Genomic DNA, 14,710 nt, shown 5'->3' with positions numbered 1-14,710 from the left:
AGTAATTACTGTACAATGCCGGTTCTCAACTTAGGGGCCATAGCTCAATTGGGAGAGCGCAACACTGGCAGTGTTGAGGTCAGCGGTTCGATCCCGCTTGGCTCCACCAAAAAGTTGGTAAATCAGTTCTAGTCCCCATCGTCTAGTGGCCTAGGACACCGCCCTTTCACGGCGGTAACGGGGGTTCGAACCCCCCTGGGGACGCCATATATTAAGGCCTATATGTATAGGCCTTTTTTTACGAAGTTGTCTTTTTATAGTTTTTAGGACATAAAAAGCAGCAATATGATTTACAGTTAAGTGTAGGCTGACTAAACCAGTTTTAGTCCCCATCGTCTAGTGGCCTAGGACACCGCCCTTTCACGGCGGTAACGGGGGTTCGAACCCCCCTGGGGACGCCATTAATAAAAGGGTTATCAGAAATGATAACCCTTTTTTATGCCTGTCAGTTTTGTTTTGGCGTCAGGTATGACGGAATAATCTTTATCAAAAACAGTAATTATTCTATAAAATAGAATTTTCCCAATCATTGCTGTTTCTTATATGCATACGCGTACATTAAACCTTCTGAAGCACGAGCACGACTTCTCCGTCACTAGCAAGAAAGGGGAGCGGCGAACCAAGCAGGTTCTTGTCCTTACCTTTTTAACTATGCTGCTGGAAATAGCGGCAGGCATTCTGTTTGGATCGATGGCGCTGCTTGCCGATGGCTGGCATATGGGGACGCATGTTGCCGCTTTCATGATCGCCATCATTGCTTATCGCTATTCCCGCGTTCATGCGCATGACCAGACCTTTGCGTTTAGCTCTGGAAAAGTGGGTGTTTTAGGGGGATATACCAGTTCTGTTGTGTTGGGCGTTGTAGCCTTGATAATGTTGATCGAGTCGGGACAGCGCATAGTTCATCCGCATATAATTCATTTTAATGAGGCTATCGCCGTTGCTGGTTTCGGCCTGTTTATTAATTTGATTTGCGCGCTTCTGCTTAAGGATCACCACGACCATGATCACGCTCATGGCCACAGTCATGATCATAATCTCAAAGCGGCATATCTGCATGTTCTTGCCGATGCGTTGACTTCAGTGCTGGCCATTATCGCGCTGGTATTAGGCAAATATTATGGCTGGAGCTGGTTGGATCCGGTTATGGGCATTGTTGGTGCGTTGATTATTGTGCAATGGTCCTATTCTTTGATGAGAGAGACCAGTCCGGTTTTACTGGATGAAAGCATCGCGTTGAAATATAAATTGGCTATCAAGGAAAAAATAGAAAGTGACGCCGACAATCGTATTTCAGACTTGCATATCTGGCGGGTAAGTCCCGGACATTTTGCAATAATCATTTCTATAGTGTCGCATGATCCCCAAGCACCGGAATATTACAAGGAGTTATTAAAGGAGTTTCGCGGAGGTGTTAACAAGCTGTCCCATATTACCGTTGAGGTAAATCGATGCGCTGGGGATTTCTGTATCAAACAAAACTGAAAATATTTATTTTGGATAAAGCTTAAGTTTCCCGGTCACTGCTCCGATGTTGTTCTACCTCCCCGTCCGTGGGGTCGTACCTGCGCCATAAGTCATATGGTGGTGAGATATTAGGGGAATTCTATCCATACTATAGTCTCGTCGCGCGCATGCTACTTACCGGTATCCATGCAAGCAAAGCTAAAGCTGTCTGCCACCGGTTCGATTTGAAAAATCCTGTTAGGCATATGGGTGTTATAGCTTTTTTCTTTCCCTGCCTGATTGCGTTCACGCAATTTAAAAGAATTGCAATCAGCTATCAAATACGTGCCAAAAGGTGTTTCAATCGCATCTTGTACCCATTTGACCGGGTAATAACGACTTGTGCCGGGAACTCTTTTTTGAAGAATAAAGTTTTTATCAAACAACAATACTTCGCCTTTACGCGAATTCGATAGCATATAACCCATGGAATGAGGGCGAATGTGGTGGGCGCCGTTTAAGTCCCTGATTACAATTTCATGCTTTAATGTATCTCTGTCAATTCTGACGACTATCCCTTGATAAAATAAAATAGTCAGAATTTTTGTCGGGTCATAAGGATCGACGATGGCGGAGTTGAGATGAGTCGTTTGTAACCGGCCGGGATAATTTTTAAGTCGGTGATCCTGTTGCTTATCGATTACTCGCGTACCGCCACCGTGAGCTTGGTCGTAACCCTGCTCTGTGCCCCACCAAGACCAGATGAGATTGCCGTCTAAATCAAACTCCAATAACGCATCGATGCCGCTGGCTGTGACCAATAAACCCTTATCGGTTCGACGCAATGAGCGAACCTGCGTGAGTAATGGGCTGCGTATTTCCAGGTCGATTTCGCCTTTATCATTGAGTCTGGCAATATGTTCGTCACCAGCAACGCCGTCCTTGCAACACGGTAATCCGGTAATAAAATACAGTCCTTCGCCGGCAACATATTGCATGCCAAAAGGTTTGACCGGATGATAACTGCCCAGTGATTTAATGCCTCCCAGCTCGCCGTTATGCTCAAACAGTTCAATTTTGCCTCCGGGAGAGCCGCTAAAGACATCATTAGAGCGATCCGCACCTTTAATTATTCTGTTTAATCGAAACTTTACATAGTCCCAGTTAGTTTGAGGATAAGAAACAACGAACTTCATCGTATTATTCATTAAATGATCTTCCGGTTATAATTTTCCGATTATCCAGTAAGGGAGCTTGAAGGTCAATGAAGCGAAAAATAATGCTAGCGCATTATCAGTCATATTTGTGATAAAACGGCGGCTTTCTAATCTTACCCGGTTGATCTGGTGTGGCTCGAATCCCTCATTTTTTTCTTTTGATATAAAACGCAATCCGGTTAAAAAAAACGAATGGTTATGAAAATACCAATACAAAAAGGGTGCGCTTATTGCCTGATTAGCGCTGCGCTGTTAAGTTGCACTACCATGCCCAGCGTTAAGCCTCAGGCTGCCGCGAAGGCCAAAAATATCATCATGATTATTGGCGATGGTATGGGGCCGCAACAAGTCGGATTATTATTGTCTTATGCCAGACAGGCCCAGCGCGGCGTTATCGTCAACCGTACTACCTCGTTAGACCGTATGATGGAACAGGGTCGGCTGGGTATTTCCATGACCTATACCGGCGACACGCTGGTGACAGATTCTGCCGCATCCGCAACGCAATTGGCAACCGGAAAGTTTGCCTGTGCGGAAATGCTGGGTCTGGATAAAGACGGCAATCCTCAGGAAAACATTATCGAAAAAGCCAGGCGTCTGGGCAAATCAACCGGCCTGGTTTCAGATACGCGTATTACGCATGCAACCCCAGCCGCCTTTGCCGCACACCAGACGCACCGCAGCCAGGAAAACAGCATTCCGGAAGATTTGCTGGCAACTGGAGCCGATGTGATGTTCTCGGGCGGTTTAAGTTATTGGCTGCCCGAGCAGGCCGGTGATAAAAATTCCGAGCTGCATCAACAATTGGTACGGTTGACGGACAATAGCGTTGGGATTAAATCATCGCGCAAGGACGCCAAAAACCTGTTAACCGTCGCGCAACAAAAAGGTTACATGCTGGCGTTTAACAAGGTGCAACTGGACCAAGCCACCGGTAAAACGTTGGGCTTGTTTGCTGAGTCAGGCATGGCAAACGGTATTGTTGAAACTCAAAACCGTGGCGATGCGCGGCATGTTCAACCGACGTTAAAAGAAATGTCCGTACAGGCGCTGGAGATTCTTGACCGTAACGAGCAGGGATTTTTCTTGATGATTGAATCCGGGCAAATCGATTGGGCCGCGCATCGCAATGACACCGGACTGCTGCTACATGAAATGCTGCGTTTTAATGACACCTTGAATGCCGTGCTGGATTGGGCGGAAAACCGGCAGGACACATTGATTATAGTGACCGCCGATCATGAAACAGGCGGTTTCGGCTTTAGCTATTCCGGTGTGAACATCCCCAAGCCGTATAGTCTGCCGGGAGCCGCATTTGCTGACGGGACATTATTCCAGCCCAACTTTAATTTCGGCAACCCCGAAGTATTGGATAAAATTTATGCACAACAACTGAGTTATCACGATATTTTCAGCTTGTTTGATAAGCTGCCTAAAGATCAGCAAACACCGTTAAAACTCACTGAACTGGTTAACCGTTACACGGAATTTAAGATTACCGAAGCGCAATCGGTAAAAATTCTGGCAACAGAAGCCAATCCGTTTTACCGGGCAGGGCATATCTCGCTGGGCGAGAAAACTGTGCCTAAAATAGAAGTCAACGGCGCGTTTTTTGTGTATCAAAAAGAAAATCGAGAAAACTTGTTGGCGCAGGCTGTAGCCGTCAGCCAGCAGGTAGTCTGGGCGACCGGAACCCATACCAGTACGCCGGTGTTCGTTTTTGTAAAAGGTGAGGAGCAAGCCATGCGGCCCTTTGCCAAAATTCTGCATCCAACCCGGTTGGGCCAGTTGATGATTGATGCCTTGCGGTAAATGAACGCATTATTGCTGTGTCATCAAATTTTAACGTGGCCAGCTCAGAATAGCCCTTGAATCATTTATCAAGGGTTAATCGCCATGAACAAATTCGCATTGAACAATCTCAATATAATGACCGTATCATTGGCCATGTCTGTTTTGGGTTTGCTGGTAACCTGGGCTGTTGAACTATTGGTTAAGGCATTGTTTTGCTTGGGGTAGGGTGCGCATCGCGCACCTTTCGACTATTCAGTAACTTGATTTTTACTTTCACGCTTGTTGATATACATGGCTTGGTCGGCATGTCGTAACAATGCTTCCGCCGTGTCGCCGTGTTGTGGATAGGTGGCAATGCCGATACTGATATTGGTGGTGACTGCGTTGCCGCGGTAGTTAAAACTGCTTGCAACCAATGTATCTTTGATGCGCTTTGTCACCAGTTCAGCCGCTTCTACTGCGGTGTTCGGCAGTAATACGGTGAATTCATCGCCTCCATAGCGGGCAGCGGAATCGCAGCCCCTTAAGCAGTGGCGAAAATTATCGGCGATGGATTGCAATAGCAGGTTGCCGGCTTCATGACCGTATTTGTCATTGACGACTTTTAAGTTATCGCAATCTCCCAGTAATAAGCTGAAAGTGGCTCCTCCGCGCCGAGCTTGTTGCAATTGTTTGTCCAATAGATCCATGAATGCCCGGCGGTTGTAGAGACTGGTTAATTCATCGGTTTGAGCGGTGGTTTTGATTCGGCTGAAAGCATGGTAAATATCGCTGGACAACATGGTGGTGACATAACCCACCAGTAGCATAGGAAACAGCCAAGCCAGCAGGACGCTGCTTTGAGTCAGTGAAAATATCTCGTCGGTGGGCGTATCGCTTTTGCCCAGATACAGATAACAAGCGCCGATTAATGCCACTTCCAATAATGTAGTTAGCCTGCCCAAGGCCAGGGCGCTAGTGATGATGGGCAGAAAGTACAAGTTAAGCAACAGGCTGTCCTGGCGTCCGGTGTGCCAAACGAACCAGGTGACTAACAAGATCATGACCCAGGTTTCCAAAGCCAGTTTCCAAACGTTGGCTTTGGCAAAAAAGTTGAGGTAATGGAATGTCATGACGAAGCCGGCGAAAGCGCAGAGGCCGCCTAATAAAAAAATTTTAACATTTTCGTCGACTTGGCCTACCACCAGGTAGAACATCATCAATACCAGCAGTAACCACTGGATTTCCGCAACGGTGCGGGTAAAACCGCTCAGAGCGTCAGGTTCTTGATTGAGACGAAAAAAAGGTTCCTTGGTCATGGCGAATTTTCCAGGTTGATAATGTTGGGCAGTGGAACATAAATAGGATAAATCAATTTTTTATCTTAACACAATTGCTGTGCGACAGCCCTGTGGGTGCGTTGTTAATGGGTAAGTGCCTCCTGCTGTTGATCAGATAATTATTTCGATTGGGTTAAAACGGCATACCCGAGTGGCATGCTATCTTAACCGCCATAACTTATAGCCAGCCTTTTCGTTTAAAAAACCAATAAGGCGCAATCCCCGACAGCAGCATTAAGCACAGTGCGCCGGGATAACCCAGTTGTAAATTGAGTTCCGGCATGTGTTGGAAGTTCATACCGTAAATGCTGGCCACCAAGGTGGGAGGCAGGAATACCACGGCAGCAATGGAAAAAATTTTAATAATCTTGTTTTGAGTAATGTTGATAAAGCCTTGGGTCGAGTCCATCAGGAAATTGATTTTATCGAACAGGAAAGTGGTATGCGACATCAACGTATCCACGTCGCGCATGATCTCCCGCGCCGTTTCCTGCAACTCGGGGTGATTACGTAAATGCCGTTGCAGAAAAGAGATGGAGCGTTGCGTATCCATCAGGCATAGTCGAATCTTACCGTTGCTGTCTTCCAGTTTGGCCAGTTGATCAATGGCATTTTCAAGATCCGAGTCTATTTCTTCCAGCACCAGATAACTGACATCTTCCAGTTTGCGATGGATATCCTCCAGCGCATCGGCGAGATTTTCCACTTTTTGCTCGAACATAATCACCAGCAATTCCTGCGGTGAATGCGCTTCTATCTGTCCGTGCCGGGCACGCATACGTAATAGGCGAAAATCCGCCAATGCGCCGTCACGCAAGGTAATTAAGCGGTCATTTTGCAGAATGAAAGCGACGGTCGCCGTACTGTGCCGGCCCTCGCTTTGCGCAAGAAACAAAGAGCGTACATGAACGCCGGTGTTATCGGTAAAGTAACGCGCCGAAGACTCGATTTCCTCCACATCATCGGATTCGGGCAGTGCCGTGTGTAAAAATGTTTGCAGTTGCGCACGCTCGCTGTCGCTGGCATCGTGGGCATCGATCCAGGAAGCTTTAGCAATGGCCTGTTTGAGTTGATCTTCAGGCGGCGTTTGTTCTTTGAGCCGCCCCCGGTCAATAGTAAATAGTCTTAACATGAATGTATCCCCGTTGTTTTATTATTCAGGCACGTTGTCCGGGCGAATCAGCGTGACTAGTTTAGCGCTGCCTTCTGCCAGTTCTGTCCAGTCGCCTTCAAAAGCAAGTCGGGCTAAAGCGGCGGTAGGCAGGCATTTTCCTTTAGCCGATAAAGGAACCGAATGGGGAATTAATTTTAATAATAAATCTTCCAAGCCGGGATTATGTCCGACCAACAGCACTCGCCGTCCATGACAGCCGGTTTTTAATACAGTCAGTAACGTTAATGCGTCTGCTTCATAAATGCGTAGGTCACAGACGATAGCCGACTCATCTATATCTAACTGTCGGCAAACCCGTTGCGCTGTTTCCAGCGCGCGCGTCGCCGGAGAGCTGAGTATGATGTCGGGTTTCAAATGCTGCTCACGCAGCCAACGTCCTACTTGTTTGGCCGCGCGTCGACCGCGTTTTTTTAAGGGACGGGAAAAATCATCCATATCAACAGCCCAATCTGACTTGGCATGTCGTAATAATAAAAGTTCGTGAGTCATAAAATATTTTTGTCAATGAAGGGTTATTTTTCGACACGTATATACTTGTAATACTATAACAGCTAATTTTTACAATTCTATTAAAACATAAAGTAAAAAAACACCTGAAACCTAGGAAATGCAAGGCATCCGGCGTGTTAGTGGTCAGGGCTGATTGGTGGTATTACTTATTGATTGAAGAGGTTGACTTCTCTATCCTAGAGATGGTTATGCAATATCAACTGATTTTCAAGTTAATCAATGAGCGATAAAACTGAGGTGTGTGATGTCAATAAAAGAAGATTTTGAAAGTGTATTAAAAAAATTACAAACAGAACGCGATGAAATCAATTTAAAACTGCATCTGGCTTCCATGGAAGCCAGACAAGAATTTGAAGAAGCCGAAAAAGAATGGAGTCGATTAAAAGTCAAAGCCGCAGAAATAGGGGATGAGTCGGTGGAAACTTCCGAAGAGTTTATAGCCAATGCCAAAATAGTCGGTGAAGAACTTAAAGATACCTACCACAGAATTGCCAAGCGTTTGACTCATTAGACTTTATCTTTTATCAGCGCATAGAAAATCATAAGCTTATACACTTTCTTGTATTCTCTGGGTTAATGAGAGGGCGGGGCATCAAACTCATAGTTTATTTTGGCTGCTAATAAAACAGGGCTATGGGAAATTCCTGCTAACATGCTTTCAGCAAGGAGAATATTATGAATATTTCACGTTGGGTACTACTGGCCGCCATCACCGCCCTGATCGCGGCGTTTTTTATTTTTGGTCTGCAAAACTATTTAACACTGGAAACACTCAAGGCGCAGCAAGCGTCTATCGACACTTATCGCAGTAACCATCCCGGTGCGGCAATGGCTGTTTACGCGCTGATCTATATCGCAGTGACCGGTTTATCATTGCCGGGGGCTGCAGTCCTGACTTTGGCCGGCGGTGCTGTGTTCGGTTTGCTGTGGGGCACGTTGATTGTCTCGTTTGCCTCGACCATCGGCGCCACACTGGCTTTTCTGGCGGCCCGTTTTTTGTTTCGGGATGCGGTTAAAGCCCGTTTCGGCGATCGTCTGGATATTATCAATAAAGGTGTAGACAAAGATGGCGCGCTGTATCTTTTTACGTTGAGATTGGTGCCGATTTTCCCTTTCTTTGTTATCAACCTGGCTATGGGCTTAACAAACCTGAAAACCCAAACTTTTTATTGGGTCAGTCAGATCGGCATGCTGGCCGGTACGTTGGTTTATGTGAATGCAGGAACTCAGCTGGGTAAGCTGGATTCATTGTCGGATATTTTGTCTCCCGGATTGATCGGCTCTTTTGCCTTATTGGGCATTTTTCCGTTGCTGACCCATAAAATCGTCGAAGCCATTAAGGCCAATAAAGTTTATGCACAATGGATTAAACCGTCGCGCTTTGATAGTAATATCGTGGTGATAGGTGCAGGGTCGGGCGGCTTGGTCACCGCTTATATCGCGGCTGCCGTCAAAGCCAAAGTCACCTTGATTGAAAAACATAAAATGGGCGGCGATTGCCTGAACACCGGCTGCGTTCCGTCTAAAGCCTTAATCCGATCCTCCAGGTTGCTGGCCCAGATGCGCCGATCCGCCGATTTCGGTATCAAAAAAGCCGGTGCCGAAGTGGATTTTGCCGACATCATGAACCGGGTGCAGACGGTTATTCTTACCGTTGAGCCGCATGATTCCGTGCAACGTTACACAGACCTTGGTGTGGACGTTATCGAAGGCGAAGCAAAGATCATTTCACCTTGGGAAGTTCAGGTGACAACAGCCGGAGCAACCCGCATTATCACCACGCGCTCCATCGTTGTTGCCGCCGGTTCGCGTCCGTTTGTGCCGCCGATTCCCGGCATTGAGGACATCGGCTATCTTACCTCCGATACCGTTTGGGCGTTGCGCGACCTGCCCAAGCGGCTGGTCGTACTTGGCGGCGGGCCTATCGGTTGCGAATTGGCTCAATGTTTTGCCCGTTTAGGCAGTCAGGTGACCCAAGTCGAAATGTTACCGCGCTTACTAGTCAGGGAAGACGCCGAAGTCTCGGAAGCCGTCATGGATAAGTTCCGCCTGGAAGGTATTAATGTACTGGTTGGGCATACTGCCAAAAAATTTATTATCGAAAATGATGAAAAAATCCTGCTTGTCGAGCATGATGGTAAAGAGCTGCATATTCCCTTCGATCAGATACTGTTGGCTATCGGCCGGGTTGCCAATACCCAAGGGTATGGCCTTGAACAGCTGGGTGTTGAAACCTCGCCCGGCCGCACCATTGAAATTAATGAATTTCAACAGACCAATTACCCGAACATTTTTGCCTGCGGCGATGTATCCGGCCCGTTTCAGTTTACTCATGTTGCTGCCCATCAAGCGTGGTATGCGGCGGTGAATGCGCTGTTCGGCAGTTTGATAAAATTCCGTACCGATTACTCGGTGATTCCATGGGCTACCTTTACCGATCCTGAAGTTGCGCGGGTCGGCCTTAATGAGCAGGATGCCTTAGCAAAGGGTATTGCCTGTGAAGTCAGTACTTATCATATTAACGATCTTGATCGGGCTATTGCAGACGGGGTGGCGCACGGCTTCGTTAAAGTATTAACTTCGCCGGGAAAAGACCGGATTCTCGGCGTGACCATTGTTGGCGAACAGGCTGGCGATTTGATCGCCGAGTTCGTGCTGGCAATGAAGCACAATATCGGCCTGAATAAGTTGCTCGGTACAATTCATATTTATCCAACCTTATCCGAGGCCAATAAATATGTAGCCGGAGTCTGGAAGCGTAACCATACCCCGAAAGGCTTGTTGTGGTGCGTCGCCCGTTATCACGATTGGCGCAGAGGGTGACGCCGAAATGTCGGTAGATTCAATCAATAAAATGCAAGCGAATTTATTCGCCACGAAAGATACCAAGAAAAAGTAAATCGCATCACTCCCTCTCCGTTCGCTGGTTAGTAATGACACTGTAGGAGCGGGCCGTACCCGCGATATTTGGGCTGCGCTTGCAGAGTTGTAGCTCTTTCGTCACGGGCATGGCCCGTTCCTACAGCGCTTACCGAATGGTAGCGTCGCTCCGCCATGAGAATGATAAAAAACTTCGTGTTCCTGGTGCCTTCTTTGTTTTATGTTTATCAGCTCACTCTACATTTAACAGCTTGATATTAATCAACGCGACTTTTGTCTATAATCGAGAGAAATTTTAAGCCCGCGCGGAGCAACGAAAATAGAACGTTGTTATTTTCAGCATTAGTGACAGGTTCCAATTAACAGGAGTAACAATTTGAACCCAAAGAACAAGATTTTATTTGCAGGCGATCCGCATGGAGATTTCAGACCACTGATAGCGGCAGTACATGAATATAAACCCGAAGCCGTTGTTTTGCTCGGAGATTACGACCTGGAAATGCCATTGGAAAGTTGTTTGCAGGAAATTATCGGTTTAACCCAAATCTGGTGGATTGCGGGTAATCATGATTTTGAAACGCCATGCAAATATAAAAATCTGTTTCATTCGGCTCTGGCTGATAACGGTTTACACTTGAAAGTGACGGAAGTAGCGGGATTAAGAATTGCCGGTTTAGGCGGTATTTTTCTTGGCCGGGTCTGGTATCCGCCGCAGCAGCCTAAATGGCGGGACAAACAGCATTATCTGCATAATCAACCTATCAATCTAAGGCATACAGCCCTGTCATTAAAATACAAGGGGGCGATTTGGCATGATGAGTTTGAGGCATTAAAGGCGCTGAAAGCGGATATTTTGGTGACCCATGAAGCGCCGGGATCTCATCGGCATGGGTTTGATGTGATTGGTGAACTGGCTGCCGCGATGGGAGTGAAAAATATCTTTCATGGCCATTTGCACGAAAATTATATTGGCATTGTTAAAAACAATATCAGGGTAGTCGGCGTGGCGAACAGGGCTGTTAGCGATTTGGTGGGTAATACGTTAAGGGATGGATGTTAAATCACTATCAAATTAGATTAAGCACGGAACGCTGGTAAATATGCGATTAAAGGTTTTTTTATTCACCACGAAGACACGAAGAAATAAAACTTCGTGTCTTCGTGGTGATAATCTTTTGATTTTTTGTATTTGTTTATTCCCGCTTTAGGATAATCGCTGGGTTTACGCTATCGTTTCAACCCAGCTTACAATTTGTCGCTCTACGCTTGACTGCTTAAATAATCCTCATAGTTGCCGCTGAAATCAACAATGCCGGTCGGGGTTAACTCGATAATCCGCGTTGCCAGTGATGACACAAACTCGCGGTCATGACTGACGAATATCAAGGTGCCGGGATAATTTTCCAGCGCGGTATTCAGCGATTCTATTGACTCCATGTCCAAATGGTTGGTCGGCTCATCCAACACCATGATGTTGTTTTTTTGCAGGATCAGCTTGCCGAACAGCATGCGGCCTTGTTCTCCGCCGGAGATGACTTTAACGGATTTGTTGATGTCGTCTGCGCTGAATAATAATCGTCCCAAGGTGCCGCGTATGGCTTGGTCGTCGTCCGATTCCTTGCGCCATTGACTCATCCATTCTATCAGGGTCAGGTTTTCGGCGAAGTCTTCGGCATGATCCTGAGCAAAATACCCAACTTCCGAGTTTTCCGACCATTTAACCTCGCCGATATCAGGCGTTAAATCGCCGACCAAGGTGCGCAGCAGGGTTGTTTTGCCGATACCGTTAGGGCCAATAACGGCAATGCGCTCGCCGACCGGAATCATCAAGTTCAAGTTTGCGAACAGAGGTTGTTCGCCATAACCTTTGCTTAAGTTGTCGACTTCCAGTGCTAAGCGGTGCAGTTTTTTAGTCTGATCAAAGCGGAGAAATGGATTAACCCGACTTGAGGGTTTAACTTCATCCAGTTTGATTTTATCCAGTTGTTTGGCGCGCGAGGTAGCCTGTTTGGCCTTGGATGCATTCGCCGAGAAGCGTCTAACGAAGGTTTGCAGTTCGGCAATCTGGACTTTTTTCTTGGCGTTTCCAGCAAGTAAGCGTTCTCTAACCTCGGTAACTGCTACCATGTAATCGTCATAATTGCCGGGATAAACACGTAACTCGCCATAATCCATATCGGCCACGTGGGTGCAGACACTGTTTAAAAAGTGGCGATCATGCGAGATGATAACCATGGTGCAATCGCGTTGGTTCAATATGTCTTCAAGCCAGCGTATGGTGTTGATGTCCAGGTTGTTGGTCGGCTCATCAAGCAGCATGATGTCAGGATTTGAAAATAAAGCCTGTGCGAGCAAGACTCTCAGCTTCCAGCCCGGCGCTACCGAGCTCATCAGGCCGTTATGCTGTTCCAGCGGAATGTCCAGACCCAGTAATAATTCACTGGCCCTGGATTCGGCGGTATAGCCGTTGAATTCGGCGAACACCGACTCAAGTTCGGCGGCGTGCATGTAGTCGTCTTCGGTAGCTTCCATGTTGGCGTAGATGGCGTCGCGCTCGGACATGGCCGCCCACATCTCGGCGTGGCCCATCAGCACCACGTCCAGCACGCGCTGGTCTTCATAAGCGAATTGATCCTGGCGCAAGTTACCCAAGCGTTCATTGGGGCTGATGCTGACGTTGCCCGCCGACGGCTCCAAATCGCCGCTCAATATTTTCATGAAGGTTGATTTGCCGCAGCCGTTCGCGCCGATCAGGCCGTAACGGTTGCCGTCGCCGAATTTGACTGAGACGTTTTCAAACAGGGGTTTAGCCCCGAACTGCATGGTGATGTTAGCTGTAGAAATCAAGTTTTTGTTCCGAAGATTAAAGTAAAAGATTGTTGAGTTACAAAGAGATTAATTCACCACGAAGGCACTAAGAGCACGAAGTTTTATGTTCTTCGTGCCTTCGTGGTGAAAGTTTTTAATTAACCCATGTTTCAGGCACTATATTAGCCGTATTTTGATCGTCGCTGACCCAAATCTGTCCGTCCTGGATGCTGATTTGTAACTGCATGGTGCGCTTTACCATCGGTGCGAGTTGATCGGTTGCTTCTTTGGGTAAATTAATAACCGTCAGGTTTTTAAAGCGTTCCAGCTTGGGTTGAATCTGGTTCCACCAGATATTGTTGCGTCCGCCGTAGGTGTAGATGATAACTTTATCGGCACGATTGGAGGCTTTGCGGATACGTTTGTCATCGGGCATGCCGACATCAATCCACAGCTCAATGTCGTCGGTCAGGCTTTTTTGCCAGAGCTCGGGTTCATCATCGGTACTCAGACCTTTAGTGAATTGCAGGTGTTCATGGGCATTGATTACAAAAGCCAGCAGACGCGTCATCATGCGCTCTTCGGTTTCCGAAGGGTGCAGGGCAATGGTCAGGTGATGCGATTGATAATAGCCTCTGTCCATGTCTGAAATCTGACAGTCGGCTTTATAGATGGTTGACTTAAGCGCCATTGAGCGATTTTTTACGGCTTTGAAAAATAAAGCCGTATTCTAACAGATTTTAGCCTTCGAGTGTTCTACAGTAACAGCTTATCGTCTATGGCTATAAAACGGCCGGCCGAATTAACCAGCGAGGGCGCGGTCAATGCCGGTACGCCGTATACTTCTGTCGTTACGCCGTAAACGTTTCGAGCCTTGTCCAATAACAGGTCGAAGTCGCCGTCGCCGGATAACAAAACAATCACATCGACCTTGGTGGCATAGTCGATTACATCCAGCGTGATACCCACGTCCCAATCGCCTTTCGCGGAACCGTCGCTACGCTGGATGTAAGGCTTTAGCTTGACTTCAAAGCCGATATTCCTGAGTACCTGTTGAAATCCCTGCTGCTTGCTGTCGCCCTTGTCGATCGCATAAGCAAACGCCGCGACCACTTCTCTGCCTGCGGCCGCCTGCGCCCAGAATGCAGTGTAGTTAAAATGCCGCCGGTAACTTTGCTTGGTGGTGTAATAGATGTTCTGCACATCGACAAAGATGGCGACTTTTTCCATGTCGTTATTTGATGAATGAGCAGCAATAATCGCTAGGGCTTTTAACTTTCATGGTGAATGCCGCATTGGCGGGCACGTTGAAAGATTCGCCGCCTTTGATGCTTTGCCATTCAGCGCCGGGCAATAAAACATCCAGTTCGCCGTCGATGATTTCCATGAGTTCAGGATCGGCGGTGTTAAAAGTGTATTCGCCGGGTAACATGAAGCCCAAGGTTTTTGACGAGCCGTCAGCGAACTTGATAGTCCGGCTGCTGACATTGCCGCCGAAGTAAACATTGGCTTTTTTGACGATGGTTACGTTATTGAATTCTGACATGGGTTTCCTTTATGGG

The 14,710-nt window shown here is 47.2% G+C and carries 13 protein-coding genes and 3 tRNA genes; 8 read left to right on the top strand and 8 right to left on the bottom strand.

Translation table 11 applies throughout. From position 1 onward, the window contains the following. Positions 1-33: 33 nt before the first annotated feature. The 4 genes from Q8L79_RS08815 (at position 34) to dmeF (ending at position 1,485) form a co-directional block, all read left to right on the top strand. Positions 34-109 (top strand) — tRNA-Ala (locus Q8L79_RS08815). 22 nt (positions 110-131) lie between these two features. Continuing rightward, positions 132-207 (top strand) — tRNA-Glu (locus tag Q8L79_RS08810). 118 nt (positions 208-325) lie between these two features. Further along, positions 326-401, top strand: a tRNA-Glu gene (locus tag Q8L79_RS08805). A gap of 142 nt (positions 402-543) precedes the next feature. Next, on the top strand, positions 544-1,485 hold the full coding sequence (gene dmeF, locus Q8L79_RS08800; RefSeq protein WP_305270128.1) for a CDF family Co(II)/Ni(II) efflux transporter DmeF: 942 nt from the start codon (positions 544-546) through the stop codon (positions 1,483-1,485). Positions 1,486-1,637: 152 nt separating this feature from the next. Here the strand turns inward: dmeF and Q8L79_RS08795 are convergent, their stop codons facing one another. Beyond that, positions 1,638-2,654, bottom strand: coding sequence for an RHS repeat protein (locus tag Q8L79_RS08795; RefSeq protein ID WP_305270126.1), 1,017 nt, complete (start codon positions 2,652-2,654; stop codon positions 1,638-1,640). Positions 2,655-2,861: 207 nt separating this feature from the next. Between Q8L79_RS08795 and Q8L79_RS08790 the strand changes: the two genes are divergently transcribed. Next, positions 2,862-4,475, top strand: coding sequence for an alkaline phosphatase (locus Q8L79_RS08790; RefSeq protein ID WP_305270125.1), 1,614 nt, complete (start codon positions 2,862-2,864; stop codon positions 4,473-4,475). Positions 4,476-4,705: 230 nt separating this feature from the next. Here the strand turns inward: Q8L79_RS08790 and Q8L79_RS08785 are convergent, their stop codons facing one another. The 3 genes from Q8L79_RS08785 to Q8L79_RS08775 form a co-directional block, all read right to left on the bottom strand. Next, positions 4,706-5,755 carry a GGDEF domain-containing protein gene (locus Q8L79_RS08785; protein WP_305270123.1) on the bottom strand — a complete coding sequence of 350 codons (1,050 nt, stop codon included), beginning with the start codon at positions 5,753-5,755 and terminating at the stop codon, positions 4,706-4,708. A 199-nt stretch (positions 5,756-5,954) separates the two neighbouring features. Continuing rightward, on the bottom strand, positions 5,955-6,908 hold the full coding sequence (corA, locus tag Q8L79_RS08780; protein WP_305270121.1) for a magnesium/cobalt transporter CorA: 954 nt from the start codon (positions 6,906-6,908) through the stop codon (positions 5,955-5,957). A gap of 21 nt (positions 6,909-6,929) precedes the next feature. Then, positions 6,930-7,439 (bottom strand): histidine phosphatase family protein, encoded by a 510-nt coding sequence (locus Q8L79_RS08775; RefSeq protein WP_305270119.1) that lies wholly within the window; start codon positions 7,437-7,439, stop codon positions 6,930-6,932. 265 nt (positions 7,440-7,704) lie between these two features. On the opposite strand from Q8L79_RS08775, the gene Q8L79_RS08770 reads away from it, so the two are divergent. The 3 genes from Q8L79_RS08770 (at position 7,705) to Q8L79_RS08760 (ending at position 11,400) form a co-directional block, all read left to right on the top strand. Continuing rightward, positions 7,705-7,971 carry a hypothetical protein gene (locus Q8L79_RS08770; RefSeq protein ID WP_305270117.1) on the top strand — a complete coding sequence of 89 codons (267 nt, stop codon included), beginning with the start codon at positions 7,705-7,707 and terminating at the stop codon, positions 7,969-7,971. A 164-nt stretch (positions 7,972-8,135) separates the two neighbouring features. Beyond that, complete coding sequence (locus Q8L79_RS08765; protein ID WP_305270115.1) at positions 8,136-10,283, top strand: FAD-dependent oxidoreductase; 2,148 nt, start codon at positions 8,136-8,138, stop codon at positions 10,281-10,283. A gap of 433 nt (positions 10,284-10,716) precedes the next feature. Further along, positions 10,717-11,400, top strand: a complete 684-nt coding sequence (locus tag Q8L79_RS08760; RefSeq protein ID WP_305270113.1) for a metallophosphoesterase — start codon at positions 10,717-10,719, stop codon at positions 11,398-11,400. Between the two features lie 200 nt (positions 11,401-11,600). On the opposite strand, the gene Q8L79_RS08755 is transcribed toward Q8L79_RS08760, so the two are convergent. The 4 genes from Q8L79_RS08755 to Q8L79_RS08740 form a co-directional block, all read right to left on the bottom strand. Next, a complete protein-coding gene (locus tag Q8L79_RS08755) occupies positions 11,601-13,187 on the bottom strand; it encodes an ABC-F family ATPase (RefSeq protein WP_305270111.1) in 1,587 nt (528 codons plus the stop codon). Positions 13,188-13,302: 115 nt separating this feature from the next. After that, positions 13,303-13,839 carry a YaeQ family protein gene (locus Q8L79_RS08750; RefSeq protein WP_305270109.1) on the bottom strand — a complete coding sequence of 179 codons (537 nt, stop codon included), beginning with the start codon at positions 13,837-13,839 and terminating at the stop codon, positions 13,303-13,305. Positions 13,840-13,904: 65 nt separating this feature from the next. Further along, the gene (locus tag Q8L79_RS08745; protein ID WP_305270107.1) at positions 13,905-14,378 is read right to left on the bottom strand and encodes an NYN domain-containing protein; all 474 of its coding nucleotides are present in this window, start codon (positions 14,376-14,378) and stop codon (positions 13,905-13,907) included. A 4-nt stretch (positions 14,379-14,382) separates the two neighbouring features. Further along, positions 14,383-14,694: a pyrimidine/purine nucleoside phosphorylase gene (locus Q8L79_RS08740; protein WP_305270105.1), complete on the bottom strand. Its 312-nt coding sequence runs from the start codon at positions 14,692-14,694 to the stop codon at positions 14,383-14,385. Between the last annotated feature and the right edge of the window lie 16 nt (positions 14,695-14,710).

It is taken from the genome of Methylobacter sp. (assembly GCF_030680395.1).
Taxonomy (GTDB): Bacteria; Pseudomonadota; Gammaproteobacteria; order Methylococcales; family Methylomonadaceae; genus Methylobacter_A.
The sequence above is the reverse complement of the archived record's forward strand: the minus strand, read 5'-3'. Positions and strand labels throughout refer to the sequence as shown.